The 25,484-nt window shown below is 69.9% G+C and carries 25 protein-coding genes; 14 read left to right on the top strand and 11 right to left on the bottom strand.

Annotated features, from left to right (window positions below):
* Positions 1-79: 79 nt before the first annotated feature.
* Positions 80-1,237: an efflux RND transporter periplasmic adaptor subunit gene (locus tag ACPOLB_RS02660; protein ID WP_425259745.1), complete on the bottom strand. Its 1,158-nt coding sequence runs from the start codon at positions 1,235-1,237 to the stop codon at positions 80-82.
* 117 nt (positions 1,238-1,354) lie between these two features.
* On the opposite strand from ACPOLB_RS02660, the gene hpnC reads away from it, so the two are divergent.
* From hpnC to ACPOLB_RS02680, 4 genes are all read left to right on the top strand, one after another.
* On the top strand, positions 1,355-2,194 hold the full coding sequence (gene hpnC, locus ACPOLB_RS02665) for a squalene synthase HpnC (RefSeq protein ID WP_425259746.1): 840 nt from the start codon (positions 1,355-1,357) through the stop codon (positions 2,192-2,194).
* Complete coding sequence (gene hpnD / locus ACPOLB_RS02670; protein WP_425259747.1) at positions 2,191-3,039, top strand: presqualene diphosphate synthase HpnD; 849 nt, start codon at positions 2,191-2,193, stop codon at positions 3,037-3,039. Before hpnC ends, hpnD begins: the two co-directional genes overlap by 4 nt.
* The gene (gene hpnE / locus ACPOLB_RS02675) at positions 3,039-4,292 is read left to right on the top strand and encodes a hydroxysqualene dehydroxylase HpnE (protein ID WP_425259748.1); all 1,254 of its coding nucleotides are present in this window, start codon (positions 3,039-3,041) and stop codon (positions 4,290-4,292) included. Before hpnD ends, hpnE begins: the two co-directional genes overlap by 1 nt.
* Before the next feature lie 83 nt (positions 4,293-4,375).
* A complete protein-coding gene (locus ACPOLB_RS02680; RefSeq protein ID WP_425259749.1) occupies positions 4,376-5,143 on the top strand; it encodes an IclR family transcriptional regulator in 768 nt (255 codons plus the stop codon).
* A gap of 33 nt (positions 5,144-5,176) precedes the next feature.
* Here the strand turns inward: ACPOLB_RS02680 and pbpG are convergent, their stop codons facing one another.
* The 7 genes from pbpG to ACPOLB_RS02715 all read right to left on the bottom strand — a co-directional run bounded on the left by pbpG (position 5,177) and on the right by ACPOLB_RS02715 (position 14,204).
* Entirely contained in the window at positions 5,177-6,148 is a 972-nt protein-coding gene (gene pbpG, locus ACPOLB_RS02685) for a D-alanyl-D-alanine endopeptidase (RefSeq protein ID WP_425262005.1), read from the bottom strand.
* Positions 6,149-6,337: 189 nt separating this feature from the next.
* Positions 6,338-7,879: a 2-isopropylmalate synthase gene (locus ACPOLB_RS02690; RefSeq protein ID WP_425259750.1), complete on the bottom strand. Its 1,542-nt coding sequence runs from the start codon at positions 7,877-7,879 to the stop codon at positions 6,338-6,340.
* Positions 7,880-7,910: 31 nt separating this feature from the next.
* Positions 7,911-9,599, bottom strand: a complete 1,689-nt coding sequence (gene leuA / locus ACPOLB_RS02695; RefSeq protein WP_425262006.1) for a 2-isopropylmalate synthase — start codon at positions 9,597-9,599, stop codon at positions 7,911-7,913.
* Positions 9,600-9,813: 214 nt separating this feature from the next.
* A complete protein-coding gene (gene pssA, locus ACPOLB_RS02700; RefSeq protein ID WP_425259751.1) occupies positions 9,814-10,647 on the bottom strand; it encodes a CDP-diacylglycerol--serine O-phosphatidyltransferase in 834 nt (277 codons plus the stop codon).
* Positions 10,648-10,696: 49 nt separating this feature from the next.
* The gene (gene ilvC / locus ACPOLB_RS02705) at positions 10,697-11,713 is read right to left on the bottom strand and encodes a ketol-acid reductoisomerase (RefSeq protein ID WP_425259752.1); all 1,017 of its coding nucleotides are present in this window, start codon (positions 11,711-11,713) and stop codon (positions 10,697-10,699) included.
* Positions 11,714-11,761: 48 nt separating this feature from the next.
* The gene (ilvN, locus tag ACPOLB_RS02710; protein WP_425259753.1) at positions 11,762-12,253 is read right to left on the bottom strand and encodes an acetolactate synthase small subunit; all 492 of its coding nucleotides are present in this window, start codon (positions 12,251-12,253) and stop codon (positions 11,762-11,764) included.
* A gap of 166 nt (positions 12,254-12,419) precedes the next feature.
* Positions 12,420-14,204, bottom strand: coding sequence for an acetolactate synthase 3 catalytic subunit (locus ACPOLB_RS02715; RefSeq protein ID WP_425259754.1), 1,785 nt, complete (start codon positions 14,202-14,204; stop codon positions 12,420-12,422).
* A gap of 249 nt (positions 14,205-14,453) precedes the next feature.
* Between ACPOLB_RS02715 and ACPOLB_RS02720 the strand changes: the two genes are divergently transcribed.
* The 6 genes from ACPOLB_RS02720 to ACPOLB_RS02745 are packed head-to-tail and all read left to right on the top strand — an operon-like array spanning position 14,454 to position 17,660.
* Positions 14,454-15,020, top strand: coding sequence for an RNA polymerase sigma factor (locus ACPOLB_RS02720; protein ID WP_425259755.1), 567 nt, complete (start codon positions 14,454-14,456; stop codon positions 15,018-15,020).
* Positions 15,017-15,451, top strand: a complete 435-nt coding sequence (locus tag ACPOLB_RS02725) for a DUF3619 family protein (RefSeq protein WP_425259756.1) — start codon at positions 15,017-15,019, stop codon at positions 15,449-15,451. The genes ACPOLB_RS02720 and ACPOLB_RS02725 overlap by 4 nt, the downstream gene beginning before the upstream one ends.
* Positions 15,448-16,149, top strand: a complete 702-nt coding sequence (locus ACPOLB_RS02730; protein ID WP_425259757.1) for a DUF3106 domain-containing protein — start codon at positions 15,448-15,450, stop codon at positions 16,147-16,149. The genes ACPOLB_RS02725 and ACPOLB_RS02730 overlap by 4 nt, the downstream gene beginning before the upstream one ends.
* A complete protein-coding gene (locus tag ACPOLB_RS02735) occupies positions 16,146-16,667 on the top strand; it encodes an RDD family protein (protein ID WP_425259758.1) in 522 nt (173 codons plus the stop codon). Before ACPOLB_RS02730 ends, ACPOLB_RS02735 begins: the two co-directional genes overlap by 4 nt.
* 13 nt (positions 16,668-16,680) lie before the next feature.
* Positions 16,681-17,070: a diacylglycerol kinase gene (locus ACPOLB_RS02740; RefSeq protein ID WP_425259759.1), complete on the top strand. Its 390-nt coding sequence runs from the start codon at positions 16,681-16,683 to the stop codon at positions 17,068-17,070.
* Entirely contained in the window at positions 17,067-17,660 is a 594-nt protein-coding gene (locus ACPOLB_RS02745) for a TIGR00730 family Rossman fold protein (protein ID WP_425259760.1), read from the top strand. Before ACPOLB_RS02740 ends, ACPOLB_RS02745 begins: the two co-directional genes overlap by 4 nt.
* 10 nt (positions 17,661-17,670) lie before the next feature.
* Here the strand turns inward: ACPOLB_RS02745 and ACPOLB_RS02750 are convergent, their stop codons facing one another.
* A complete protein-coding gene (locus tag ACPOLB_RS02750; RefSeq protein WP_425259761.1) occupies positions 17,671-18,009 on the bottom strand; it encodes a P-II family nitrogen regulator in 339 nt (112 codons plus the stop codon).
* Positions 18,010-18,045: 36 nt separating this feature from the next.
* Positions 18,046-19,719 carry an NAD+ synthase gene (locus ACPOLB_RS02755; RefSeq protein ID WP_425259762.1) on the bottom strand — a complete coding sequence of 558 codons (1,674 nt, stop codon included), beginning with the start codon at positions 19,717-19,719 and terminating at the stop codon, positions 18,046-18,048.
* Between ACPOLB_RS02755 and ACPOLB_RS02760 the strand changes: the two genes are divergently transcribed.
* Positions 19,718-20,911, top strand: a complete 1,194-nt coding sequence (locus ACPOLB_RS02760; protein WP_425259763.1) for a GNAT family N-acetyltransferase — start codon at positions 19,718-19,720, stop codon at positions 20,909-20,911. The genes ACPOLB_RS02755 and ACPOLB_RS02760 overlap by 2 nt on opposite strands.
* Positions 20,912-20,939: 28 nt before the next feature.
* On the opposite strand, the gene ppa is transcribed toward ACPOLB_RS02760, so the two are convergent.
* Positions 20,940-21,479, bottom strand: a complete 540-nt coding sequence (ppa, locus tag ACPOLB_RS02765) for an inorganic diphosphatase (RefSeq protein ID WP_425259764.1) — start codon at positions 21,477-21,479, stop codon at positions 20,940-20,942.
* A 211-nt stretch (positions 21,480-21,690) separates the two neighbouring features.
* On the opposite strand from ppa, the gene ACPOLB_RS02770 reads away from it, so the two are divergent.
* The 3 genes from ACPOLB_RS02770 to ACPOLB_RS02780 all read left to right on the top strand — a co-directional run bounded on the left by ACPOLB_RS02770 (position 21,691) and on the right by ACPOLB_RS02780 (position 25,346).
* Positions 21,691-23,862, top strand: coding sequence for a sodium-translocating pyrophosphatase (locus ACPOLB_RS02770; RefSeq protein ID WP_425259765.1), 2,172 nt, complete (start codon positions 21,691-21,693; stop codon positions 23,860-23,862).
* Between the two features lie 9 nt (positions 23,863-23,871).
* A complete protein-coding gene (locus tag ACPOLB_RS02775; protein ID WP_425259766.1) occupies positions 23,872-24,675 on the top strand; it encodes a phytanoyl-CoA dioxygenase family protein in 804 nt (267 codons plus the stop codon).
* Between the two features lie 113 nt (positions 24,676-24,788).
* Entirely contained in the window at positions 24,789-25,346 is a 558-nt protein-coding gene (locus ACPOLB_RS02780) for a DUF3455 domain-containing protein (RefSeq protein WP_425259767.1), read from the top strand.
* Positions 25,347-25,484 lie beyond the last annotated feature (138 nt).

A 25,484-nucleotide genomic window follows, 5' to 3' on the forward strand; every position in this document is an offset into this window, starting at 1 on the left:
CGAGCTGCCGGCGTCGCCCGGGTTCACGGGCAGGCGCTGCGCTTCGCCGATGGCGTCGTCGGTCTGCATCGCGGCCCCTTCAGCGCGCGGCGGCCGACGCGGACGACGCCGCAGCGGCCGGCGGCGTCGTCGCCTGGTACAGCTTGACCTTCTGGCCCGGCGTCAGCACGTGCACGCCCGCCGTCACCACCACCTGCCCCGGCTGCAGGCCCGCGGTGACGATGACGGTGTTGCCGTCCGCCCCCGCCACCTGCACCGGCTGCACCTGCACCGTCATGCTGGCGGTGTCCAGCCGCCACACGGCGGTCCTGCCCTGCTGCTGCATCACCGCGGTCAGCGGCAGGCGCGTCACGCCTTCCTGCCGGGGCAGGTCGATCACGACGGTGGCGGTCTGGCCCAGCTGGGCCTCGGCGCCGCCGAGGTCGGCCTTGACCTGGAACGTGCGCGTGGCCGGGTCGGCCGCCGCGGCCACTTCGCGCAGCGTGGCCGGCAGCATCGCCTGCTGGCCCCACAGGCGCACCTTCAGCGCGCCGGGCTGGCCCAGGAGCGGGCGCATGCGCGCCACCACGTCCTCGGGCACCGCGAAGACCACGTCGCGCGGGCCGTCGTGCGCCAGGCGCACCACCGGCGTGCCGGCAGCGAGCACGGCGCCCGGTTCGGCCTCGACCGCGGTGACGACCCCGGCCACGGTGGCGGTGAGCGCGCTGTACGCCGCCTGGTTGCCCTGCACGCCGGCCTGCGCCTGCGCCTGCGCGAACTGCGCCTTGGCGGCCTTCAGCGTGCTGGCGCGGCGATCGAGCTCGGCGGCGCTGATGAAGCCTTGGGCGCGCAGGCCCTGGTAGCGCTGAAAGTCGGCTTCGGCGAGTTCCATGTTGACCTGCGCTGCTTGCAGGGCGGCCGCCGCAGCGGTCTGCGCGAGGCGCAGGTCCTGCGGGTCCAGCTGCGCCAGGACCTGCCCGGCACGCACGCGCTGGCCGACCTCGGCCGGCCGCGCGACCATCTTGCCGCCGACGCGGAACGCCAGGCGCGACTCGGTGCGGGCGCGCACCTCGGCAGCATAGTCGTGGCTGCCGCCTGCGCTGTCGGCGCTGATGGTCAAGGTGCGCACCGCGCGCACGGGCTCGGGGGCCGGCGCAGGGCGGGAGCAGCCGGCGAGCACCGCCGTCAGCGCCACCACCACCGGCAGCAACACGGGCGCCAGGTGCAGGCGCGGCAAGGACGATGTCGGGGGGTTCATGGGCGCCGATGACCGAGTTAATGACTGACCGGTCAGTAATGTAGGCAAGGGTTTGTGCTGTGTCAACGCACGTGGCATGACAACGGACGCCGCCGCGGCACGGCGAGAATCGCCGCCGTGAGCGTCGACCATTACGAGAATTTCCCCGTGGCCTCCGTGCTGTGCCCGCCTGCGCTGCGGCCGGCCGTGGTGGCCATCTACCACTTCGCGCGCACGGCCGACGACATCGCCGACGAGGGCGACGCGCCGCCTGCGCAGCGCCTGGCCGACCTGCGGGCCTACCGCGCCGACCTGCAGGCCTGCCTCGGCGGCAGCCCGCCGCAGCCACGCTGGGCGCCGGTGTTCCTGCGGCTGCGCAGCGCGATCGAGCGCTACGCCCTGCCCGCGCAGCCGCTGCACGACCTGCTGGACGCGTTCGCGCAGGACGTGGGCAACCCGTCGTACATCGACCGCACGGCGCTGCTGGACTACTGCCGGCGCTCTGCCAATCCCATCGGGCGGCTGCTGCTGCACCTGTACGGCACGACCGACGCGCTGTCGCTGCGGCAGTCCGACGCCATCTGCACTTCGCTGCAGCTCATCAACTTCTGGCAGGACCTGAGCGTGGACCACCCGCGCGGCCGGGTCTACGTGCCCCAGGACGCGCTCGTGGCGCACGGCCTGCAGCTGCCCGATCTGCACGGCCCGGACACCGCGGCGACGCGGGCGCTCGTGGCCTCGCTGTGCGACTGGGCGCGGGCACTGATGCACGACGGCGCACCGCTGGCGCTGCGCCTGCCGGGCCGCGCCGGCTGGGAATTGCGGCTGGTGGTGCAAGGCGGACTGCGGATTCTGGAGAGAATCGCGGCCATGGACCACGCCACGCTGCACGCCCGACCGAAGCTCACTGCGCTGGACGCGCCCCGCCTGCTGTGGCGCGCGCTGCGCATGGGGTCGACCGCGGCACGCGCGGCATGACGCCGCAGCAGTACGTGCAGGACCGGGCCTCGAAGAGCGGCTCGTCGTTCTACTACGCGTTCCTGTTTCTGCCGCCGCCGCGGCGTGCGGCGATCACCGCCTTCTACGCCTTCTGCCGCGAGGTCGACGATGTTGTCGATGAGGTCAGCGACCCCTCGGTCGCCGCGACCAAGCTGGCCTGGTGGCGCAAGGAAGTCGCCACCGCCTACGCCGGCCGGCCCAGCCACCCGGTCATGCAGGCCCTGCTGCCGCTGGCGCCCGACTTCGGCATCGAGGCCGGCCACCTGAACGCCGTCATCGACGGTTGCCAGATGGACCTGGAGCAGACGCGCTTCCTCGACTTCGCCGGCCTGTCGCGCTATTGCCATCTGGTGGCGGGCGTGGTCGGCGAGGTCGCGGCCAACATCTTCGGCCGCAGCGAGGCCGACACCGTGCGCTACGCCCACACGCTGGGCCGCGCGATGCAGCTGACCAACATCATCCGCGACGTCGGCGACGACGCACGCCGGGGCCGCATCTACCTGCCGGTGTCGGAACTGCAGCGCTTCGACGTCAAGGCCAGCGAGATCCTGCAGCGCGCCAAGCCCTGGGGCTACAGCGACCGCTTCACGGCGCTGATGAAGTTCCAGGCCGAACGCGCCCACGCCACCTACGACGAAGCCCTGTCCCTGCTGCCTGCCGTCGACCGCCAGCCGCAGAAGCCGGGGCTGATGATGGCCAACATCTACCGCACGCTGCTGCGCGAGATCGAGGCGCAGGGCTTCCAGGTGCTGCACCAGCGCACCTCGCTGACGCCGCTGCGCAAGCTCTGGATCGCCGCGCGCACCCACGTGCGCGGCCGCTGATGGCGCGGGTGGCCGTCGTCGGAGCCGGCTGGGCCGGGCTGGCGGCCGCGGTGCGCGCGCGTGAAGCCGGGCACGCGGTGGTGCTGTTCGAGATGGCGGCGCAACTGGGCGGGCGCGCACGCAGCGTCGACATCGACGGGCAGGTGCTCGACAACGGCCAGCACATCCTGATCGGCGCCTACCAGCGCACGCTGGCGCTGATGCGCACCGTCGGCGCCGACCCGCAGGCGCTGCTGACACGACTGCCGCTGACCCTGCTGTACCCCGACGGGCGCGGCCTGCGCCTGCCGCCCGGCCCGGCGCTGCCTGGCTTCGTGCGTGGCGTGCTGGCCTGTCGCGGCTGGACCTGGTCCGACCGCCTGGCCCTGCTCGCGGCCGCCTCGGGCTGGATGCTGCGCGGTTTCCGGTGCGACCCTGCGCTCACCGTCGACGCGCTGTGCCGCCGCCTGCCGCCCCGCGTGCGCGCGCTGCTGATCGACCCGCTGTGCGTGGCGGCCCTGAACACGCCCGCGGCCGAGGCCAGCGCCAGCGTGCTTCTGCGGGTGCTGCGCGACGCGCTGTTCAGCGGCCCCGGCGCGGCCGACCTGCTGCTGCCGCGCCAGCCGCTCGGCACGCTGCTGCCGGCGCCGGCCCATGCCTGGCTGCAGGCGGCCGGCGCAGCCGTGCATGCCGGCAGCCGCGTGCGGCAGTTGCAGGCCGACGGCGCGGGCTGGCGGGTGGACGGCGCGCCCTTCGACGCCGTGGTGCTGGCCTGCAGCGCGGCCGAGGCGGCACGGCTGGTGGAGGATGTCGCACCGGGCTGGTCGGCACGCGCCGCTGCGCTGCGCTACGAGCCCATTGTCACCGTCTACCTGCACTGCGACGGCGTGCGCTGGCCGGCGCCGATGCTGGCCCTGCAGGAAGGCGCCGACGCGCCCGCGCAGTTCGCCTTTGACCACGCGGCCTTGGGCGGCACGCCCGGCGTGTTCGCGTGCGTCGTCAGCGGTGCCCGGCCCTGGATCGATCGCGGGCTGGATGCCACCGGCGCCGCCGTGCTGCGCCAGACGGCGGCGCTGCTGCCCGGCGCGCGCGTGCTGCGCGTGCTGGCCGAGAAGCGCGCCACCTTCCGCTGCACTCCGGCCCTGGACCGCCCGCCCGGGCAGGTCGCGCCGCGCCTGTGGGCCGCCGGCGACTACACCGCCGGCCCCTACCCCGCCACGCTGGAAGGAGCGGTGCGCAGCGGCGAGGCGGCGGCGGCGTCGCTGCCCGGTTGAAGCACCGCGCGGGCCGGAAATACCGGTATGCAGCCGACGCTTCCGCGATGCAAAATGCAAGTCACTCCGCATCGACCGCCCCCATGAGCAGCAAGGACCAGACGACACCCACCATCCAGGTGCTGGAACGCACCTTCGCCCTGCTCGACATGCTGGCCTCGCAACAGGATCCGGTGTCGCTGAAGGAGATCAGCGAACGCACGGGCCTGCACCCGTCCACCGCGCACCGCATCCTCAACGACCTGGCCATCGGCCGCTTCGTCGACCGCCCGCAGGCCGGCAGCTACCGGCTGGGCATGCGGCTGCTGGAACTGGGCAACCTGGTGAAGGCGCGGCTCGACGTGCGCGACGCGGCCCTCGGGCCGATGCGCGAGCTGCACAAGCTGACGCACCAGCCCGTGAACCTGTCGATGCGCCAGGGCGACGAGATCGTCTACATCGAACGCACCTACAGCGAGCGGTCGGGCATGCAGGTGGTGCGCGCCATCGGCGGCCGCGCGCCGCTGCACCTGACCTCGGTGGGCAAGCTGTTCCTGGCCCACGAAGACCCCGCGCGCGTGCGCGCCTACGCCACGCGCACGGGCCTCACCGGCCACACCCGCAACAGCATCACCGACCTGGCGCGGCTGGAACGCGAACTGGCCTCGGTGCGTGCGCTGGGCTGCGCACGCGACGACGAGGAACTGGAGCTGGGTGTGCGCTGCATGGCCGCGGGCGTCTTCGACGACCAGGGCAAGCTGCTGGCGGGGCTGTCGGTGTCGGCACCCGCCGACCGCCTGGAAGAAGGCTGGCTCGACAAGGTCAAGGGCACGGCGGCGCAGATCTCGGCCGCGCTCGGCTACCGCGGCTGAGCCCGGGCGCGGCGGCGCCCCAGCGCTGCCCCCTTACTGCAGCGTGGCCGTGGGCGCGTCGTCGGCGACGGCTTCGGCCTGCGCGGCCAGCCACTTGCGGATGCGCTCGGCGTCGCCGATGCGCGAATACTTGCCGGCCGAGTCCAGCAGCACCATGATCAGCCGGCGACCTGCCAGCTGCGCCTGCATCACCAGGCAACGGCCCGCTTCCGAGATGTAGCCGGTCTTCTGCAGGCCGATGTCCCAGGTGCTGCTGCGCACGAGGCCGTTGGTGCTGTGGAACTGCAGCTGCCGCTTGCCGACGGCGACCTGCGCGGCCGGCGACGTCGACAGTTCGCGGATGATGGGGTGGGCGTAGGCCGCCTTGACCAGCAGCGTCAGGTCGGTCGCGCTGGACTGGTTGCGGCTGCTCAGCCCGGTGGGCTCGACGTAGCGCGTGTCCGCCATGCCCAGCTCCACCGCCTTGCGGTTCATGGCCTCGACGAAGGCGTCCAGCCCGCCGGGGTAATGGCGGCCGAGCGCATGGGCGGCGCGGTTTTCCGAGGCCATCAGCGCCAGGTGCAGCATGTCGCCGCGGCTGAGCTGCGTGCCCACGCGCAGGCGTGAGCCGCTGCCCTTTTCGGTGTCGACGTCGTCCTGCGAGACCGTCAGGGTCTCGTCCAGCGGCAGCTGCGCTTCGGTGACGACCAGCGCCGTCATCAGCTTGGTGATCGAGGCGATGGGCAGCACCGCCTGGGGGTTCTTGCTGACCAGCACCTGGTCGGTGTCCTGGTCGATGACGAGCGCGACGCTCGACTTCAGGTCGAGCGGGTCATCGGTGGCGTGCAGGCCGTAGATCTGGCCGAACGATGGCCGCGGCGGCTCGGCGCGCACGACACGCTTGCGTTTCACGCTGGCCTTGGCCGCGCGGGCGTTGCGCACCGGCTTGGCCTTCGACGACTGCGCTGCGGCGGCCTTGGACTTCGAGGGCGCGGCGCTCGCGGCGGCAGCCTGGCCCGGCAGCATCAGTGCCGCGCAGGCCAGCGCCAGCAGGGCCTGGCCGGCACGGCGGAACAGCGAGTTGTCGGAAGTGCCCACGGAAGACCTCGGCAGAGAATGCGTCAAAGTGTAGGCCACTGGAAAAAAGCACGCAAGATCAAAAACTTGCGTGGTATTCCTCAAGTGCCTGTCGCGTCGCCTGCGAGGTCTCCGCGGTCAGCCCTGTGCCGCCACCCGTTCTGCCGTGCTGTGCAGCTTGTTCAGCGCCGACAGGTAGGCCTTGGCCGAAGCGACGACGATGTCGGGATCGGAACCCACACCGTTGACGACCCGGCCGCCGTGTTGCAGTCGCACGGTGACCTCGCCCTGGGATTCTGTGCTGCCCGAGGTGATGGCATTCACCGAGTACAGCAGCATTTCCGCGCCACTTTTCACCTTCGACTCGATCGCCTTCAGACTGGCATCCACCGGTCCGTTACCATCGCTTTCGGCTCGAAACTCCGTCTCACCAGCGGCAAAAGACACAGCGGCGTGGGGCCGCTCGCCCATCTCGGAGCGCTGCGCCAGCGACAGCAGCCGGTAGTGCTCCTGCGCTGCGGTGACGCTCTCGTCGCCGACCAGCGCGATGATGTCCTCGTCGAAGATCTCGCTCTTGCGGTCGGCCAGATCCTTGAATCGCGTGAAGGCGGCGTTGATCTCGGCCTCGGACTCCAGCACCACGCCCAGTTCCTGCAAGCGCTGCTTGAACGCATTGCGTCCCGAGAGCTTGCCGAGCACGATCTTGTTGGCCGCCCAGCCCACGTCCTCGGCACGCATGATCTCGTAGGTGTCGCGCGCCTTCAGCACGCCGTCCTGGTGGATGCCGCTGGCGTGCGCGAAGGCGTTGGCGCCCACCACGGCCTTGTTCGGCTGCACGACGAAACCGGTGGTCTGGCTCACCATGCGCGAGGCCGGCACGATCTGCGTCGTGTCGATGCCGAGCTCGAGCCCGAAGTAGTCGCGGCGCGTGCGCACCGCCATCACCACTTCTTCCAGGCTGCAGTTGCCCGCACGTTCGCCCAGGCCGTTGATCGTGCATTCGACCTGGCGCGCACCGCCGATCTTCACGCCGGCCAGCGAGTTCGCCACCGCCATGCCCAGGTCGTTGTGGCAGTGCACCGACCACACGGCCTTGTCGCTGTTCGGGATGCGCTCGCGCAGCGAGCGGATGAACGCGCCATACAGCTCGGGCACGGCATAGCCCACGGTGTCGGGGATGTTGATCGTGGTGGCGCCTTCGCGGATCACGGCTTCGAGCACGCGGCACAGGAAGTCGGGCTCGCTGCGGTAGCCGTCCTCGGGCGAGAACTCGATGTCGGCGCACAGGTTGCGCGCGAACCGCACCGCCTGGATGGCCTGCTCGTGCACCTGGTCGGGTGTCATGCGCAGCTTCTTTTCCATGTGCAGCGGCGAGGTGGCGATGAACGTGTGGATGCGCGCCCGCGCCGCCGGCTGCAGCGCTTCGGCGGCACGCCCGATGTCGCGGTCGTTGGCCCGTGCCAGCGAGCAGACGGTGGACTCGCGCACGGCAGCGGCGATCGCCTTCACGGCCTCGAAGTCGCCGTTGCTCGACGCCGCGAATCCGGCCTCGATGACGTCCACGCGCAGGCGCTCGAGCTGGCGTGCGATGCGCAGCTTCTCGTCGCGCGTCATCGAGGCGCCGGGGGACTGTTCACCATCGCGCAGCGTGGTGTCGAAGATGATGAGCTTGTCGGTCATGGCGGGGTCCTGTGGGGGTTCTGGCGCCGTCTCAGGCGGCGGCCGGGCTGCGTTGCTCGAGCGCGATGCCGGCACGCAGCAGGCCCGAGAGCACGGCCTTCATCGAGGCGGTAACGATGTTGGCATCGATGCCGACACCGAACAAGCTGCGGTCTTCGCCGATGCGCAGCTCGAGGTAGGCCGCGGCACGCGCCTGCGCGCCGGAGCCGATGGCGTGCTCGTGGTAGTCGAGCACGCGCACGGCCACGCCCAGCGCCGCGGCCAGCGCCGCCACGAAGGCGTCGACGGGGCCGTTGCCCTCGCCCTGCAGCCGGAGCGTCGCCGCGCCGCAGCGCAGGCCGGTGTGCAGGTGCAGGCGGCCGTCGGCCAGCTCGCGCGTGTGCGGGTGCTCGATCGCGGGCGCGTCGTCGCCCAGCCGGTATTCGGTCTCGAAGATCCGCCACAGGTCGGCAGCCTGCAGTTCGCGACCCTGCGTGTCCATCACGCCCTGCACCACCTGGCTGAACTCGATCTGCAGGCGGCGCGGCAGTTCCAGCCCGTAGTCGTTCTCGAGCAGGTACGCGATGCCGCCCTTGCCCGACTGGCTGTTGACGCGGATCACGGCGTCGTAGCTGCGCCCGAGGTCCTTCGGATCGATGGGCAGGTAGGGCATGTCCCAGACGTCGGACTCCCGCCGCGCCGCGAAGGCCTTCTTGATCGCATCCTGGTGCGAGCCCGAGAAGGAGGTGTAGACGAGGTCGCCCACGTACGGATGCCGCGGGTGCACCGGCAGCTGGTTGCAGTGCTCGACGGTGCGGCGGATGTCGTCGATGTCGGAGAAGTCGAGCCCCGGCGCGACGCCCTGCGTGTACAGGTTCAGCGCGATGTTCACGAGGTCGACGTTGCCGGTGCGTTCGCCGTTGCCGAACAGGCAGCCCTCGATGCGGTCGGCGCCGGCCATCAACGCGAATTCGCCCGCGGCCGTGCCGGTGCCGCGGTCGTTGTGCGGGTGCACCGACAGCACGATGCTGTCGCGGCGCTCGAGGTGCCGGTGCATCCACTCGATCATGTCGGCGAAGATGTTCGGCGTGCTGTGCTCCACCGTCGACGGCAGGTTCACGATGCACTTGCGCCCCGGCGACGGCTGCCACACCGCCGTCACGGCGTCGACCACGCGCTTGCTGAACGCGAGCTCGGTGCCCGAGAACATCTCGGGCGAATATTGAAAGGTCCATTGCGTGCCCGGCTGCTGCGCGGCGTGCTGCTGCAGCAGCCGGGCGTGGGTCGTGGCGAGCTCGACGATGCCGTCCTCGGCCATGCCCAGCACCACGCGCCGCATCACCGGCGCGGTGGCGTTGTACAGGTGCACGATGGCGCGCGGCGCGCCCTGCAGCGCTTCGAAGGTGCGCGCGATGAGGTGGTCGCGGGCCTGCGTCAGCACCTGGATGGTCACGTCGTCGGGGATCAGCCGCTGCTCGACGAGCAGGCGCACGAAGTCGAAGTCGGCCTGGGATGCAGCCGGGAAGCCGACCTCGATCTCCTTGAAGCCGATGCGGACCAGGGTTTCGAACAGGCGCAGCTTGCGCGCCGGGTCCATCGGTTCGATCAGCGCCTGGTTGCCGTCGCGCAGGTCCACGCTGCACCACAGCGGCGCACGCTGCAGTTGCACGTCGGGCCAGCGGCGGTCGGCCAGGCGCGCCGGGGCGAAGGCGCGGTACTTGGTGGCGGGGTCGGGAAGCATCGGCATGGTGGTCTCCGGGGGTCTGGGGGGTACACGCAGCCGGGTGGGAATCTGAAATGCAAACGGCCCGCTGCGTTGCGCTGGGCGGGCCGTCGATCCGTGATGGGCAAAGGAGGTCGTGGACGATCAGCGCGCCTGAAGCACTCCTAGCAGTAGCAGCGAGATCGGGGGGCGGTTCGTCATCACGGCATCGATGCTAGCACGGGGGCCCACCTCAGCGGTGCAGGCCCTGCTCGTCGGGTTCGTCGGTCGAGGTCGCGATGACGCTCACCTGCTTGCCCTTGGCCTTGCGCACCGCGTACACGACGTAGCCCGACAGGCCGTAGGCGCAGAAGATCGCGAACAGCACCCGCGGCGGGTCCAGGCTGATCAGCGCGATGCCCAGCGCCACCGCCACCAGGACGATGAAGGGCACGGTCTTGCGGCCGCCCACCACCTTGAAGCTGTAGAACGGTGCATTGGTCACCATCGACAGGCCGGCATACAGCGTGACGCCGGCAGCCGTCCAGGCCAGCCAGTCGATCTGCGACACGTTCCGGAAGCCCGCGTCGTCCATCACCCACACCAGCCCGATCACGATGGCCGCTGCCGCCGGACTCGGCAGGCCCTGGAAGAAGCGCTTGTCGACGACGCCGATGTTGACGTTGAAGCGCGCCAGGCGCAGCGCCGCACCGGCGATGTAGACGAAGGCCGGGATCCAGCCCGGCTTGCCCAGGTCCTTCAGCGCCCAGATGTACACGATGAGCGCCGGCGCTGCGCCGAAGCTCACCATGTCGGACAGGCTGTCCATCTGCTCGCCGAACGCGCTCTGGGCGTTCGTCATGCGCGCGACGCGGCCGTCGAGGCTGTCGAGCACCGCGGCCACGAAGATCGCGATGCAGGCCAGCTCGAAGCGGCCGTTCATCGCCATCACGATGCCGTAGAAGCCGCTGAACAGCGCCGCCAGCGTGATGGCGTTGGGCAGGATGTAGATGCCCTTGCGCCGCGGCCGCGGTTCGGTGGCGGGCTGGCCCTGTTCGTCGTCGGCGAACTTGTTGTCGTCGTTCATCCGGCGAAGGATACCGCGGCCCGGGCGCTGGCCCGGGCCGCGGCCCCGCTCAGTTGCGGCTCTTGTCAACCAGCTTGTTGGCCTTGATCCACGGCATCATCGCGCGCAGCTTCTCGCCCACGACCTCGATCGAGTGCTCGCTGGTGATGCGGCGGCGACTGGTCAGCGTCGGCGCACCGGCACGGTTCTCCAGGATGAAGCTCTTGGCGTACTCGCCGGTCTGGATGTCCTTCAGCACCTGCTTCATGACCTTCTTGGTCTCGTCGGTGACGATGCGCGGGCCCGTCACGTACTCGCCGTACTCGGCATTGTTCGAGATCGAGTAGTTCATGTTCGCGATGCCGCCTTCGTAGATCAGGTCGACGATCAGCTTGAGCTCGTGCAGGCACTCGAAGTACGCCATCTCGGGCGCGTAGCCGGCTTCCACCAGTGTCTCGTAGCCCGCCTTGATCAGTTCCACCGTGCCGCCGCACAGCACGGCCTGCTCGCCGAACAGGTCGGTCTCGGTCTCTTCGCGGAAGTTGGTCTCGATGATGCCGGCCTTGCCGCCGCCGTTGGCCGCGGCGTAGCTCAGCGCCAGGTCGCGCGCCTTGCCACTCTTGTCGGCGTGCACGGCGATCAGGTGCGGCACGCCGCCGCCTTGCGTGTAGGTGTTGCGCACGGTGTGGCCGGGGGCCTTCGGCGCGACCATCCACACGTCGAGGTCGTCACGCGGCACGACCTGGCCGTAGTGCACGTTGAAGCCGTGCGCGAAGGCCAGCGAGGCGCCCTTGCGGATGTACGGCTCGACGTCGTTCTTGTAGACCGCGGCGATCTGCTCGTCGGGCAGCAGGATCATCACGACGTCGGCGTCCTTCACCGCGTCGGCGACCTCGGCCACCTTCAGGCCGGCCTTCTCGACCTTGTTCCAGCTGGCGCCACCCTTGCGCAGGCCGACCGTGACCTTGCAGCCGCTGTCGTTGAGGTTCTGCGCGTGGGCGTGGCCCTGCGAGCCGTAGCCGATGATGGTGACGTTCTTGCCCTTGATGAGGGACAGGTCGGCGTCCTTGTCGTAATAAACCTTCATGGTCTTCTCCGTTGAAACTGGTGGGATGCGTGGCTGGTGTGGGTGGGGCTAGACCCGGAGGATGCGCTCGCCGCGGCCGATGCCGCTGGCACCGGTGCGCACGGTCTCCAGGATCGCGGCGCGGTCGATCGCGAGCAGGAAGGCGTCGAGCTTGCCCGAGTCGCCGGTGAGCTCGATCGTGTAGCTCTTCTCGGTGACGTCGATGATGCGGCCGCGGAAGATGTCGGCCATGCGCTTCATCTCCTCGCGCTCCTTGCCCACCGCGCGCACCTTGATGAGCATCAGCTCGCGCTCGGTGAACGCACCTTCGGTCAGGTCGACCACCTTCACGACCTCGATGAGCCGGTTCAGGTGCTTGGTGATCTGCTCGATGACCTCGTCGCTGCCGGTGGTGACGATGGTCATGCGCGACAGGCTCGGGTCCTCGGTCGGCGCGACCGTCAGGCTCTCGATGTTGTAGCCGCGGGCGGAAAACAGCGCGACCACGCGCGACAGGGCGCCGGGCTCGTTCTCGAGCAGCACGGCAATGATGTGTTTCATGGGGTCCTTCGTCCTGCGGGGCTCCTCGGCGCCGCCGGCGGTCACCGGCGGTCCTTGGCCTCGCTGTTCGATGTGGAAGTCAACGATGTTCCGGGGCGGTGGGTGCCATCCTGCGCCGCACGGACGCAGCGCGGTAACGCTGCGGCCAGGCGGCGCATTCAGGCGCTCACAGGTCCTCGGAACCCAGCAGCATCTCGCTGATGCCCTTGCCCGCCTGCACCATGGGCCAGACGTTCTCGGTCGGGTCGGTGCGGATGTCGAGGAAGACGGTGCGGTCCTTCAACCGGATCGCCTCCTTCAGCGCGCCCTCGACGTCACCCGGCTTCTCGACCAGCAGGCCGACGTGGCCATAGGCCTCTGCCAGCTTCACGAAGTCGGGCAGCGCGTCCATGTAGCTGTGCGAGTAGCGGCCGCCGTAGTCCAGCTGCTGCCACTGCCGCACCATGCCGAGGTAGCGGTTGTTCAGGCTGATGATCTTGACCGGCGTCTTGTACTGGCTGCAGGTCGACAGCTCCTGGATGCACATCTGGATGCTGCCTTCGCCGGTGATGCAGAAGACGTCGGCGTCCGGCTTGGCCAACTTGATGCCCATCGCGTACGGCAGGCCCACGCCCATCGTGCCCAGGCCGCCGGAATTGATCCAGCGCCGCGGCTGCTCGAAGCGGTAGTACTGCGCCGCCCACATCTGGTGCTGGCCGACGTCGGAGGTGATGTACGTGTCGCGGTCCTTGGTCAGCTGCCACAGCTTGTCGACCACCATCTGCGGCTTGATGACCTCGCTGCTGCCCTTGTAGGCCAGGCACTCGCGCTTGCGCCACTCGTTGATCTGGCTCCACCAGGCGTTCAGGGCGCCGGCGTCGGGACGGCTCTGCGCTTCCTTGATCTGGGTGATCAGCTCGACCAGCACGTCCTTCACGTCGCCGACGATGGGAATGTCGACCTTGACGCGCTTGCTGATGCTCGACGGATCGATGTCGACGTGGATGATCTTGCGTTCGACCGAGGCGAAGTGCTTCGGGTTGCCGATCACGCGGTCGTCGAAACGCGCCCCCACGGCCAGCAGGACGTCGCAGTTCTGCATCGTCATGTTGGCCTCGTAGGTGCCGTGCATGCCCAGCATGCCCAGGAACTTCGGGTCGCTGGACGGCGTGGCGCCCAGACCCATCAGCGTGTTCGTCACCGGGTAGCCGAGCAGGTCGCACAGCTGCCGCAGCTCGGCCGAGGCGTTGCCCAGGATGACGCCGCCGCCGGTGTAGATGTACGGCCGCCTGGCTGCCAGAAGCAGCTGCACGGCCTTGCGGATCTGCCCGCCATGGCCCTTCTTCACCGGGTTGTACGAACGCATCTCCACCGACTCGGGGTAGTGGAAGGCGCAGGTCTTCAGCGAGACGTCCTTCGGCACGTCCACCACCACCGGGCCCGGACGGCCCGTGCGCGCGATGTGGAAGGCCTTCTTCATCGTCTGCGCCAGGTCGCGCACGTCCTTCACCAGGAAGTTGTGCTTGACGATGGGGCGCGTGATGCCGACGGTGTCGCACTCCTGGAAGGCGTCGAGGCCGATCGCCGGCGTCGGCACCTGCCCGGTGATGATCACCATCGGGATCGAGTCCATGTACGCGGTGGCGATGCCGGTGACGGCATTCGTGACGCCCGGGCCGCTGGTGACCAGGGCCACGCCGACTTCGCCGGTGGCGCGCGCGTAGCCGTCGGCGGCGTGGACCGCCGCCTGCTCGTGGCGCACGAGCACGTGCTCGATGCTCTCTTGCTTGTAGAGCGCGTCGTAGATGTAGAGAACGGCTCCGCCCGGGTAGCCCCAGAGGTACTTGACCCCTTCGGCCTGCAGGCAGCGAACCAGGATTTCCGAGCCGTTGGGCTCGGGGGCGGGAGAACCAGGGGGAGAGGAAGGCTGTGCCATTGCGGCACGCTTGACTTCCGCGGCAGACATGTCCATTTCAAACCTTTGTGAATTTCTCTGACGAAAAACCATCGGTGCACCTTGGTCGCGTCCTCGTGAGACGGCTTCGGTGCTGCGCGCGGCCAAAACACCGCCGTCCAGGTCGGACGGCCGGCATGAGACCCATAAAGAGCGTTGTGCGGGGCAGCATTATGTCACCACCTGCGACGCGGGCGCGGCGCCGGCGGGCCCGATGCCATAATCCGCCGCGCCCGAACCGGGCATGCCGCCGCCGCCGAGCCTGCGTTGGCCACCGACAAAGAACTCACCGATTTCCTCAAGAGCGTCGAGAAGCGCGCATTCAAGCGCACGGCCTTTGCCGTGCGCGACGACGAGGCGGCGCTGGACATCGTGCAGGACACGATGATCCGTCTGGCCGAGAAGTACGCCGACCGCCCGCCGGCGGAACTGCCGCTGCTGTTCCAGCGCATCCTGTCGAATGCGACGATGGACTGGTTCCGGCGCCAGAAGGTGCGCAATGCCATCGTGAGCAATCTCTCGGACTTCGAGGGAAACGACGATGACGGCGACTTCGATCTGCTGGAAACTCTGCAATCGATGGACGGCGCGATGGGCGCCGAGAGCGCGGCAGACGCCGTTTCGCGCGGGCAGATCCTGCGGAGGATCGAGATCGAGGTCGGGGCCCTGCCCGATCGTCAACGCGAAGCCTTCCTGCTGCGTTACTGGGAGGAATTCGATGTGGCCGAAACGGCGGCCGTGATGGGTTGCTCGGAAGGCAGTGTCAAGACGCACTGCTCCCGGGCGGTTCACGCGCTGGCGAAGGCCCTTCGATCCAAGGGAATCGTGCCATGAGAAGCCTCACACCGTACATCGACGCCGAAGCCCTGCAGGCGCGCGTCGCGGCGCGGCTGGTCGCCGGGCTCAGCGAGCAAGCCGGCGCATTGCCGCACGACGTCAGCGAGCGGCTGCGCGCCGCCCGCGAGCAGGCCATCGGCCGCGCGCGCGAGATGCGCCGTCTGGCGCCGTCGCCTGCGGCATCCGTGCTGGGCACGGGCGGAGGCTCGCTGCGCCTGGGCGGCCCGCCGCCGTGGTGGCAACGCATGGCGGCACTGCTGCCCTTGCTGGTGCTGCTGGTCGGCCTGGTGTTCATCGACCAGTGGAACCTGCGCGAGCAGGTGCTGGCGGCGGCGGACATCGACGCCGTGCTGCTGGCCGACGACCTGCCGCCCGCTGCCTACAGCGATCCCGGCTTCGCCGAGTACCTGCGCTCGCCGAATCCATGACGCTTCGCCTGGCTGCAGCCTTGTTCGCGCTTGCCCTGTGCACCGGGGTGGCGCTGGCCGCCGACGGCGAGCCACCGGCCTGGTCGCAGCTGACGAAGGCGCAGCAGACCGTGCTGGCCCCGCTGCAGCGCGACTGGTCGGCCATCGACAGCCAGCAGAAGGCCAAGTGGCTGGAGGTGGCCGGGCGCTACCCCAAGATGCACCCGGCGGATCGCCAGCGTCTGCAGGAGCGCATGGCGGCCTGGGCCCGGATGACCCCCGCCGAGCGCACCCGCGCACGCATGCAGTTCAAGGAATCGCGCCAGTTCAGCCCCGAAGACCGCCAGGCGCGCTGGGAGGCGTACCAGGCCCTGCCCGACGACGAACGCCGCAAGCTCGCGCAGCAGCGCGCGAAGCCGGCGGTCAAGGCGTCTGCGGCGAATGGCAACGGCACCGGCGAGCCGGCGCCCAAGCGCAACATCGTCTCCCCGGCGCGCCAGACGGCCGCCAAGCCCGTGACGCCCACCGTCGTGCAGGCCCGTCCCGGCGCCACCACCTCGGTGATGTCGACGCGCACCCCGGCGCCGGCGCACCAGCAGCCCGGCCTGCCCAAGATCGCTGCCACCGAAGGTTTCGTGCATCCCGACACGCTGCTGCCGCGGCGTGGCCCGCAGGGAGCCGCGGTCAGCGCGGCCTCGGCACCGGACGACCGCCCGTGACGGCGGTTCCGGTGGCCACGGGCGACCTGCGGGCGCCAGCCCTGCTGCGCCGGATGGCGTGTTTCCTGTACGAAGGCGTGCTGCTGTTCGGCGTCGTGATGGCGGCCGGATTCGTGTACTCGGTCGCCACGCAGCAGCGTCATGCCCTGGTGGGCGTGCACGGCATGCAGGCCGTGCTGTTCGTCGTGCTCGGCGCCTACTTCGTGTGGTGCTGGACACGCAGCGGCCAGACGCTGGCGATGCAGACCTGGCGCATCCGCCTCGTCACCCACGACGGCCGGCAGGTGCGCAGAGTGCGTGCCCTGTGCCGCTATGTGCTGAGCTGGCTGTGGTTCATGCCCGCGCTCGTGACGGTGTGGGCCTCTGGACTGAAGAGCAGCGCCGCGGTCTTCACCGCCCTGGCGGTCGGCGTGCTGACCTACGCGCTGCTGTCGCGCCTGCATCCGCAGCGCCAGTTCCTGCACGACGCGGTCTGCGGCACGCGGCTGGTGGACTGGACCAACCAGCGCGCCTCCTAGAATCCGGGCCGACATGGCCTCCAGTTCCAACCCGCACAAGGGCCGCACCGGCATCGACCGCGTCGTTCATGCCGCAGGCTACTCGCTGCAGGGCTTGCGCAGCGCCTACCGCCACGAGAGCGCGTTCCGGCAGGAGCTGTGGCTGGCGGCGCTGCTGCTGCCGCTGGCGCTGTGGCTGGGGCGCGGCTGGGTCGAGGTGGCGCTGCTGGCCGGCAGCGTGCTCCTGGTGCTGATCGTCGAACTGCTGAATTCCGCCATCGAGGCGACGGTCGACCGCGTGTCGCTGGAGTTGCACGAGCTGTCCAAGCGCGCGAAGGACTTCGGCAGCGCGGCCGTGATGCTGTCGCTGCTGCTGGCCGGCGGCATCTGGGCCGCCGCACTCTGGACAAGGTTCCTGGCATGAGCACACCCACCCCCTTCAGCGTCTGCGTCTACTGCGGCTCGCGCCACGGCGCATTGCCGGCCTACGCCGAGGCTGCGCGTGCGCTCGGCACCGCCATCGGCGCACGAGGCTGGCAGCTCGTCTACGGCGGCGGCAAGGTCGGGCTGATGGGCGAGGTGGCCGATGCCGTGCTGGCGGCCGGCGGGCGCGTGGTCGGCGTGATCCCCGAAACGCTCATGCAACGCGAGGTGGGCCACAAGGGGCTGAGCGAATTGCACGTGGTACCCACCATGCACCTGCGCAAGCAGATGATGGCCGAGCGCGCGCACGCCTTCGTCGCGCTGCCAGGCGGCATCGGCACGCTGGAGGAGTTGTACGAAGTGTGGACCTGGCGCCAGCTGGGCTACCACGACAGCCCCATCGGACTGCTCAACACCGGCGGCTTCTACGACGGCCTGCTGCAGTTCATGCAGCACACGGTGGACCAGGGCTTCCTGTCCGAGGCGCAGCATGCCGCCCTGCTTGTGGGCAGCGACCCGCAGGCGCTGCTGCTCGAACTGGCCGAAGCCGCCGGCGCGTCCACCGCCCCCGACAACTACCGCCGCATCTAGCGGCGGCGCTTCAGACCGCCGACTCGTCGGTCTCGCCGGTGCGGATGCGCACCACCTGCTCCACCGGCGTGACGAAGATCTTGCCGTCGCCGATCTTGCCGGTCTTGGCGGCCTTCACGATGGCCTCGATGCAGCGCTCGACGTCCTCGTTCTTCACGACGACCTCGATCTTCACCTTGGGCAGGAAGTCGACGACGTACTCGGCGCCGCGGTAGAGCTCGGTGTGGCCCTTCTGGCGGCCGAAGCCCTTGACCTCGGTGACGGTGAGCCCGGAAACGCCCACATCGCCCAGCGCTTCGCGCACCTCTTCCAGCTTGAAGGGCTTGATGATGGCGGTGATCTGCTTCATGGCGCGCGCTCCGGCGATGTGACGACTGAGGCTGATTTAAGCACGGAACTTCGAGGTGATGGGGTAGCGCCAATCACGCCCGAACGCCCTGTGGGTGATGCGGATGCCCACCGGTGCCTGGCGCCGCTTGTATTCGTTGATCTTGATGAGCCGCGTCACGCGCTCCACGTCCGCACGTGCGTAGCCGGCGGCCACGATCTGCTCGATGCTGCGGTCCTCTTCCATGTACAGGCCCAGGATGGCGTCCAGCACCTCGTAGGGCGGCAGGCTGTCCTGGTCGGTCTGGTCGGGCCGCAGCTCGGCCGACGGCGGGCGCGTGATGATGCGCGACGGGATGACCTCCGCGCCCTGCGCGTTCTTCCACAGGCACAGCCGGTAGACCAGCGTCTTCGCCACGTCCTTGATCACCGCGAAGCCGCCGGCCATGTCGCCGTACAGCGTGCAGTAGCCGGTGGCCATCTCGCTCTTGTTGCCGGTGGTCAGCACGATGGCGCCGGTCTTGTTCGACAGCGCCATCAGCAGCGTGCCCCGGATGCGGGCCTGCAGGTTCTCCTCGGTCGTGTCCTCGGCCAGGCCGGCGAACTGATGCGCCAGGCTGGTGCGGAAGGCGTCGAACATGGGACCGATCGGGATCTCGTCGTAGCGCACGCCCAGGCGCGCGGCCATCTCGCGCGCATCGATCCAGGAGATGTCGGCGGTGTAGGGCGACGGCATCATCACCGCGCGCACCTTGTCTGCGCCCAGCGCGTCCACGGCCAGCGCCAGCACCAGTGCCGAGTCGACGCCGCCCGACAAGCCGATGATCGCGCCGGGGAAGCCGTTCTTGCCCAGGTAGTCGCGCACGCCCGTGACGAGGGCTGACCAAGCCTGCGCCTCCAGCGACGGCACCGGCGCGAGCGATCCGCGCGGCACGCCGGCGTCGAGGTCGACGACCAGCAGATCCTCGGCGAAGGTGGCGGCGCGCGCTGCCACCCTGCCCCCGGCGTCGACGGCGAACGAGGCGCCATCGAACACCACCTCGTCCTGCCCGCCCACCAGGTGGGCGTACAGCAGCGGCAGGCCGACGTCGCGCGCGCGGGCCGCCATGCGCTCCTCGCGTTCGCCGGCCTTGTCGAGATGGAACGGCGATGCGTTCAGCACGCACAACACCTGTGCACCGGCATCGCGCGCTGCACGCGCCGGTTCGTCGAACCAGGCGTCTTCGCAGATCAGCACCCCGAACCGCAGGCCACCGGCCTCGAACACCAGGGGCGGCAGGCCGGCATCGCGGCCCGACACGAAGTAGCGGCGTTCGTCGAAGACCTGGTAGTTCGGCAGCTCGCGCTTGCAATAGGGGCCCAGCACCTGCCCGCCCGCCAGCACGGACGCGGCGTTGAAGCGCTGCTGCACGGCCAGCGACTTCGACCTAACATCGGCCAGCTCGCCGAACTGGTGCGGGTGCCCCACCAGCAGATGCAAGCCCTCGCAGTCCGCCAGGTCCCGCGCCAAAGCCGCCAGCGTCTCGGCGCAGGCCTGCATGAAGGCCGGGCGCAGCAGCAGGTCTTCGGGCGGATAGCCGGTCAGTGCCAGTTCAGGCGCGATCACGAGGGCCGCGCCCTGCGCATGCGCACGCCGGGCCGCGGTGGCGATGCGTGCCGCATTGCCGCTGAGGTCGCCCACGGTGGCGTTGATCTGTGCCAGCGCCACTTTCACGATGTGTTCCCCACGCATGCCGACTGAAATCACTGCTCAAGATTATGTCATCCGGGTCCACGCCGACCCGGCCGCCATCGACGCCGGCGCCTGGGACACCCTGCTCGACGCGCAGGCTGCACCCACGCCGTTCCTGCGCCATGCCTACCTGCTGGCGCTGCATGCCTCGGGCAGCGCCGTGCCCGACACCGGATGGGCACCGCAATTCATCACCGTCGAGCAGCACGGCCGGCTGGTGGCCGCCACGGCGCTGTACCTGAAGAGCCACTCGTACGGCGAGTACGTGTTCGACTGGGCCTGGGCCGACGCCTACCGCCGCCACGGCCTGCGCTACTACCCCAAGCTGCTGGGTGCGGTGCCGTTCACCCCGGTGCCGGGCACGCGCCTGCTGGCACCCGACGACGACCTGCGCGACGTGCTGGTGCACGCGATGCACCGCCTCGCACTGGACGGCAGGCTCTCGTCGGCGCATGTGCTGTTCGGCGACGACGCCGACCGCGCCGCGTTCCAGCGCGCCGGCTGGATGCTGCGCGAAGGCGTGCAGTTCCACTGGACGCAGGACCCGCAGCAGCCGGCGGCCGACTTCACCGACCTGCTGGCGCGCATGCAGCGCGACAAGCGCAAGAAGATCCAGCAGGAACGCCGCCGCGTGGCCGAGCAGGGCGTCACCTTCAGCGTGCACGAAGGCGACGCCATCACGACGCCGCTGTGGGACTTCTTCTACCGCTGCTACACGCTGACCTACGCGGCGCACCACTCCACGCCCTACCTGACGCGCGACTTCTTCGCACGCATGCAGCAGACGATGTCGCGGAACTGGGTGCTGTTCGTGGCGCACCGCGGCGGGCAGCCGGTGGCGGCGTCGCTGGTGGCGGTCGACCCCGAGCGGCGCGCGGCCTGGGGCCGCTACTGGGGCTGCGTCGAGCCCCTGCCCTGCCTGCACTTCGAGGCCTGCTACTACCAGCCTCTGGCCTGGTGCCTGGCCCACGGCTACCAGCGCTTCGAAGGCGGCGCCCAGGGTGAACACAAGATGGCGCGCGGCCTGCTGCCGGTGCGCACGGGCTCGGCCCACTGGCTGCGCGACGGGCGCTTCGCCGCCGCGGTGGCCGACTTCCTGGCCAGCGAGGGCCAGGGCATCGCACAGTACGTGGACGAACTGCGCGAACGCAATCCCTTCAAGGCGGGCGCCGGGCCGGCAGCGCCAGGCTGAGGCCGCCTGGAGCGCCCGGCCTGCGGCGTCAGGCCGTCTTCTTCGCGTCGTAGTTGCGGATGCCGGCCAGCACTTCCTCGCGCGCCGCGTCCGCACCTTCCCAGCCCAGCACCTTCACCCACTTGCCGGGTTCCAGGTCCTTGTAGTGCTCGAAGAAGTGCTGGATGGTCTTCAGGCGCAGCGGATTGAGGTCTTCGGGCTTCTTCCACTGCGAGTAGATCGACAGGATCTTGTCGATGGGCACCGCGAGCAGCTTGTTGTCGCCGCCGGCCTCATCGTCCATCTTCAGCATGCCCAGCGGGCGGCAGGTGACGACCACGCCGGGAATCAGCGGCACCGGGGTGATGACGAGCACGTCCACCGGGTCGCCGTCGTCGGCCAGGGTGTTCGGGATGTAGCCGTAGTTGCACGGGTAGTGCATCGACGTGCTCATGAAGCGGTCGACGAACAGGGCGCCGCTGTCGTGGTCGACCTCGTACTTGATCGGGTCGCCGTTCATCGGGATCTCGATGATGACGTTGAATTCGTCGGGCGCCTTTGCGCCGGGGGTCACGTTGTGCAGGCTCATGGACAGCTTTCGGTCAGGGATTGCCCGCGATTTTAGATGCTGCGCTTGCCCACGCCTGACGGGGTTTGACGCGGGTCAGTCCGGGGTCACACCGCAGGGAAACCCCATGCCTGGCAGGGCGACCTTCCCCTAGCATCGTTCGGCGCACCGCCGTGCTGCGACGGACGGTGTCCATCCATCACAAAACCCGAACGAGGAAGGAGACCTTTCCATGTCCACCACGATGGCGCTCTATGTGGCGCTGGCCTGCGGTGTCGCTGCGGTGCTCTACGGATTCGTCCAGCGAAGCTGGATCCTCGGCCAGGACGCCGGCAACGCGCGCATGCAGGAGATCTCGGGCGCCATCCAGCAAGGTGCCGCGGCCTACCTCGCGCGGCAGTACAAGACCATCGGCATCGTCGGCGTGATCCTCGCCGTGCTGATCTTCCTCTTCCTCGACACCAAGACCGCCATCGGCTTCGTGCTCGGCGCCGTGCTCTCGGGCGCCTGCGGCTTCATCGGCATGAACATCTCGGTGCGCGCCAACGTGCGCACCGCGCAGGCCGCCACGCGCGGCATCGGGCCGGCGCTCGACGTCGCCTTCAAGGGCGGCGCCATCACCGGCATGCTGGTGGTGGGTCTGGGCCTGATCGGCGTGGCGCTGTTCTTCTGGTGGATCACCGGCGCGCGCATGCCGGCTGAAGGCACCTCGCTGTCGCAGGTGCTCAAGCCGATGCTGGGCCTGGCGTTCGGCTCGTCGCTGATCTCCATCTTCGCGCGGCTGGGCGGCGGCATCTTCACGAAGGGCGCCGACGTCGGCGCCGACCTTGTGGGCAAGGTCGAGGCCGGCATTCCGGAAGACGACCCGCGCAACCCGGCCGTGATCGCCGACAACGTGGGCGACAACGTCGGCGACTGCGCCGGCATGGCCGCCGACCTGTTCGAGACCTACGCCGTGACCCTGATCGCCACCATGGCGCTGGGCGCCATCATGCTGACGGCGGTGCCGATGGCCGGCGTGGTGTACCCGCTGGTGCTGGGCGGCGTCTCGATCATCGCGTCGATCATCGGCTGCTACTTCGTCAAGGCCAAGCCGGGCATGGTCAACGTGATGCCGGCGCTGTACCGCGGCCTGGCCGTGGCCGGCGTGCTGAGCCTGATCGCCTTCTACTTCGTTACGCAGGCGGTCTTTCCCGAACCGGTGGCGCTGGCGGGCGGTGCCACGACCACGGCCCTGAAGCTGTGGGGCGCGTGCTTCGTCGGCCTGGCGCTGACGGCGGCGCTGGTGTGGATCACCGAGTTCTACACCGGCACGCAGTACAGCCCGGTCAAGCACATCGCGCAGGCGTCCACCACCGGCCACGGCACCAACATCATCGCCGGCCTCGGTGTCAGCATGCGTTCCACCGCCTATCCGGTGCTGTTGATCTGCGCGGCCATCTACGCCGCCTACGCGCTGGGCGGGCTGTACGGCATCGCCGTGGCGGCCACGGCGATGCTGAGCATGGCCGGCATCGTGGTGGCCCTCGACGCCTACGGCCCGATCACCGACAACGCCGGCGGCATCGCCGAGATGGCCGAGCTGCCCAGCAGCGTGCGCGACATCACCGACCCGCTGGACGCCGTGGGCAACACCACCAAGGCCGTCACCAAGGGCTACGCCATCGGCTCGGCCGGCCTCGCCGCGCTGGTGCTGTTCGCCGACTACACGCACGCGCTGGAAGCGCGCGGCATGGACCTGAGCTTCGATCTCAGCGACCACAAGGTGATCGTCGGCCTGTTCATCGGCGGCCTCATCCCCTACCTGTTCGGCGCCATGGCGATGGAGGCCGTGGGGCGCGCCGCGGGTGCAGTGGTGGTGGAAGTGCGCAAGCAGTTCGCCGACGGCCAGATCATGGCCAACAAGCGCAAGCCCGACTACAGCGCGGCCGTCGACATGCTGACCACCGCTGCGATCAAGGAAATGATCGTGCCCAGCCTGCTGCCGGTGGTCGCACCCATCCTGGTGGGCATGCTGCTCGGTCCGGCAGCGCTCGGCGGCCTGCTGATGGGCACCATCGTCACGGGCCTGTTCGTCGCCATCAGCATGTGCACCGGCGGCGGCGCCTGGGACAACGCGAAGAAGCTGATCGAGGAAGGCTTCACCGACGCCAACGGCGTGCTGCACAAGAAGGGCGGCGACGCCCACAAGTCGGCCGTCACGGGCGACACCGTCGGCGACCCATACAAGGACACCGCCGGTCCTGCCGTCAACCCGCTGATCAAGATCATCAACATCGTGGCCCTGCTGATCGTGCCGCTGCTGCCGATGAGCACCGGCCCGGCCAAGGCCGCGGCGCATGCGCCGTCGGCCACCTCGGTGGCGCCGGCGGCGATGCCGGCCACACCGGCGGCTTCGCAGTAGCGGGGCGGCATGGCGGGCCTGAGCGCCCTCGAGGTGGCGCGCTACCACACGGAAGGCTGGGTCGTGCCGGCCTTCCGCCTGCCGCCGGCGCAGCTGCAGGGGCTGCAGCAGGCGCTGGAACAGCTGCTGCGCGACAACCCCGGAGTGCGGCCCGAGAAGCTGGTCTCGGCGCACATCGCAGGCGACAACGGCGAGGGCGTGCGCGGCAGCGCGCGCTTCCTCGAACTGGCGCAGGACCCGGCCATCGTCGACCTGGTGGCCGGCGTGCTCGGCGACGACGTCATCCTGTGGGGCTGCCACGTCTTCTGCAAGCCCGCGGCCGAAGGCTACGAGACGCCGTGGCACCAGGACGGCCACTACTGGCCGATCCGCCCGCTGGCGACCTGCACCGTGTGGGTGGCGCTGGAGCCGTCGACACCCGCCAACGGCTGCCTGCGCGTGATTCCGGGTTCGCACCGGGCACAGCGCCTGCACCCGCATCTGCGCGAGGACCGGCAGGACCTGACGCTGAGCCAGCGCCTGGACAGCGACAGCTTCGACGAGAGCCGCGCCGTGGACATCACGCTCGAGCCCGGGCAGATGTCGCTGCACGACGTCTACATGATCCACGGCGCCGCGGCCAACCGCTCGACGCAGCGGCGCACCGGCGTGGCGCTGCGCTACATGCCGGCCAGCTCGGTCTTCGAGCGCCACCTGCGGCCGGCCGACGGCCAGAGCGGCGTGCCGGTGGACTTCTCGCGCCGGCCGCTGTGGCTGCTGCGCGGCGTCGACCGCAGCGGCCGCAACGACTTCGAGGTCGGGCACCGACGCTGAAGGCGGCAGCGGGCGCAGGGCTGCATCCGGCAGCCCGGTGCGTGCGTACAGCAGGGACAGTCGGGCGCACAAGCCCGGCGCACCCTGCCAACCACGCAACGAGGAGTTTGCCCATGACCACCGCCCCCCGCCCGTCCCTGCTGGCCGCACTGGCCGTGACCGCGGCCGTGTCGGCCTGCGCCACCGGCCCGATGCCGGCGCCGATGTTCTCGCAGGCGGCCCTGCCCGCCCCCGTGCAGGTGCCGGCGGGCCACCGCGTGGCGATGGAGACCGTGGGCGCAGGCGAGATCACCTACGAGTGCCGCGCCAAGGCCGGGATGCCCGGCACGCACGAGTGGGTCTTCGTCGGCCCGAAGGCCACGCTGACCGACCGCAGCGGCCGCACCGTCGGCAGCTACTACGGCCCGCCCGCCACCTGGGAGTCCAGCGACAAGAGCAAGCTGACGGGCAAGCAGCTCGCCGTGGCGCCGGCCGCCGCCGGCAGCATCCCGCTGCAACTGGTGCAGGCCGACCCGGCCATGGGTGCCGGCGCCATGACCGGCGTCACGTACATCCAGCGCGTGGCCACGCAGGGCGGCGTGGCACCGGCCGCGCCGTGCACGGCGCAGACGGCCGGCGCCCGGCAGCAGGTGCGCTACCAGGCCGACTACATCTTCTGGAAAGCCGCCTGAGGCCAGCCGCGGCCCGGAAGGCCGCAGTCCGGCATGCAGGCCGCGGTTACACCCGTCGCGGCCTGTTGCAGCATCGGCGAACCCCGACTTCCTCTTCAAGTGAGCGGCACGACCGCAGCGCTAAGCTGACGGGTCCTG

The organism is Rubrivivax soli, assembly GCF_049810355.1.
Lineage (GTDB): Bacteria > Pseudomonadota > Gammaproteobacteria > Burkholderiales > Burkholderiaceae_C > Rubrivivax.

Bases quoted from the DNA above. Each gene is read 5' to 3' on its own strand.
- ACPOLB_RS02660 (WP_425259745.1), bottom strand. From the start codon at position 1,237: ATGAACCCCCCGACATCGTCCTTGCCGCGCCTGCACCTGGCGCCCGTG.
- hpnD (WP_425259747.1), top strand. From the start codon at position 2,191: ATGACGCCGCAGCAGTACGTGCAGGACCGGGCCTCGAAGAGCGGCTCG.
- hpnE (WP_425259748.1), top strand. From the start codon at position 3,039: ATGGCGCGGGTGGCCGTCGTCGGAGCCGGCTGGGCCGGGCTGGCGGCC.
- ACPOLB_RS02680 (WP_425259749.1), top strand. From the start codon at position 4,376: ATGAGCAGCAAGGACCAGACGACACCCACCATCCAGGTGCTGGAACGC.
- pbpG (WP_425262005.1), bottom strand. From the start codon at position 6,148: ATGCTGCCGGGCCAGGCTGCCGCCGCGAGCGCCGCGCCCTCGAAGTCC.
- ACPOLB_RS02690 (WP_425259750.1), bottom strand. From the start codon at position 7,879: ATGACCGACAAGCTCATCATCTTCGACACCACGCTGCGCGATGGTGAA.
- leuA (WP_425262006.1), bottom strand. From the start codon at position 9,599: ATGCTTCCCGACCCCGCCACCAAGTACCGCGCCTTCGCCCCGGCGCGC.
- pssA (WP_425259751.1), bottom strand. From the start codon at position 10,647: ATGAACGACGACAACAAGTTCGCCGACGACGAACAGGGCCAGCCCGCC.
- ilvC (WP_425259752.1), bottom strand. From the start codon at position 11,713: ATGAAGGTTTATTACGACAAGGACGCCGACCTGTCCCTCATCAAGGGC.
- ilvN (WP_425259753.1), bottom strand. From the start codon at position 12,253: ATGAAACACATCATTGCCGTGCTGCTCGAGAACGAGCCCGGCGCCCTG.
- ACPOLB_RS02715 (WP_425259754.1), bottom strand. From the start codon at position 14,204: ATGGACATGTCTGCCGCGGAAGTCAAGCGTGCCGCAATGGCACAGCCT.
- ACPOLB_RS02725 (WP_425259756.1), top strand. From the start codon at position 15,017: ATGAGAAGCCTCACACCGTACATCGACGCCGAAGCCCTGCAGGCGCGC.
- ACPOLB_RS02730 (WP_425259757.1), top strand. From the start codon at position 15,448: ATGACGCTTCGCCTGGCTGCAGCCTTGTTCGCGCTTGCCCTGTGCACC.
- ACPOLB_RS02740 (WP_425259759.1), top strand. From the start codon at position 16,681: ATGGCCTCCAGTTCCAACCCGCACAAGGGCCGCACCGGCATCGACCGC.
- ACPOLB_RS02745 (WP_425259760.1), top strand. From the start codon at position 17,067: ATGAGCACACCCACCCCCTTCAGCGTCTGCGTCTACTGCGGCTCGCGC.
- ACPOLB_RS02750 (WP_425259761.1), bottom strand. From the start codon at position 18,009: ATGAAGCAGATCACCGCCATCATCAAGCCCTTCAAGCTGGAAGAGGTG.
- ACPOLB_RS02760 (WP_425259763.1), top strand. From the start codon at position 19,718: ATGCCGACTGAAATCACTGCTCAAGATTATGTCATCCGGGTCCACGCC.
- ACPOLB_RS02755 (WP_425259762.1), bottom strand. From the start codon at position 19,719: ATGCGTGGGGAACACATCGTGAAAGTGGCGCTGGCACAGATCAACGCC.
- ppa (WP_425259764.1), bottom strand. From the start codon at position 21,479: ATGAGCCTGCACAACGTGACCCCCGGCGCAAAGGCGCCCGACGAATTC.
- ACPOLB_RS02770 (WP_425259765.1), top strand. From the start codon at position 21,691: ATGTCCACCACGATGGCGCTCTATGTGGCGCTGGCCTGCGGTGTCGCT.
- ACPOLB_RS02775 (WP_425259766.1), top strand. From the start codon at position 23,872: ATGGCGGGCCTGAGCGCCCTCGAGGTGGCGCGCTACCACACGGAAGGC.
- ACPOLB_RS02780 (WP_425259767.1), top strand. From the start codon at position 24,789: ATGACCACCGCCCCCCGCCCGTCCCTGCTGGCCGCACTGGCCGTGACC.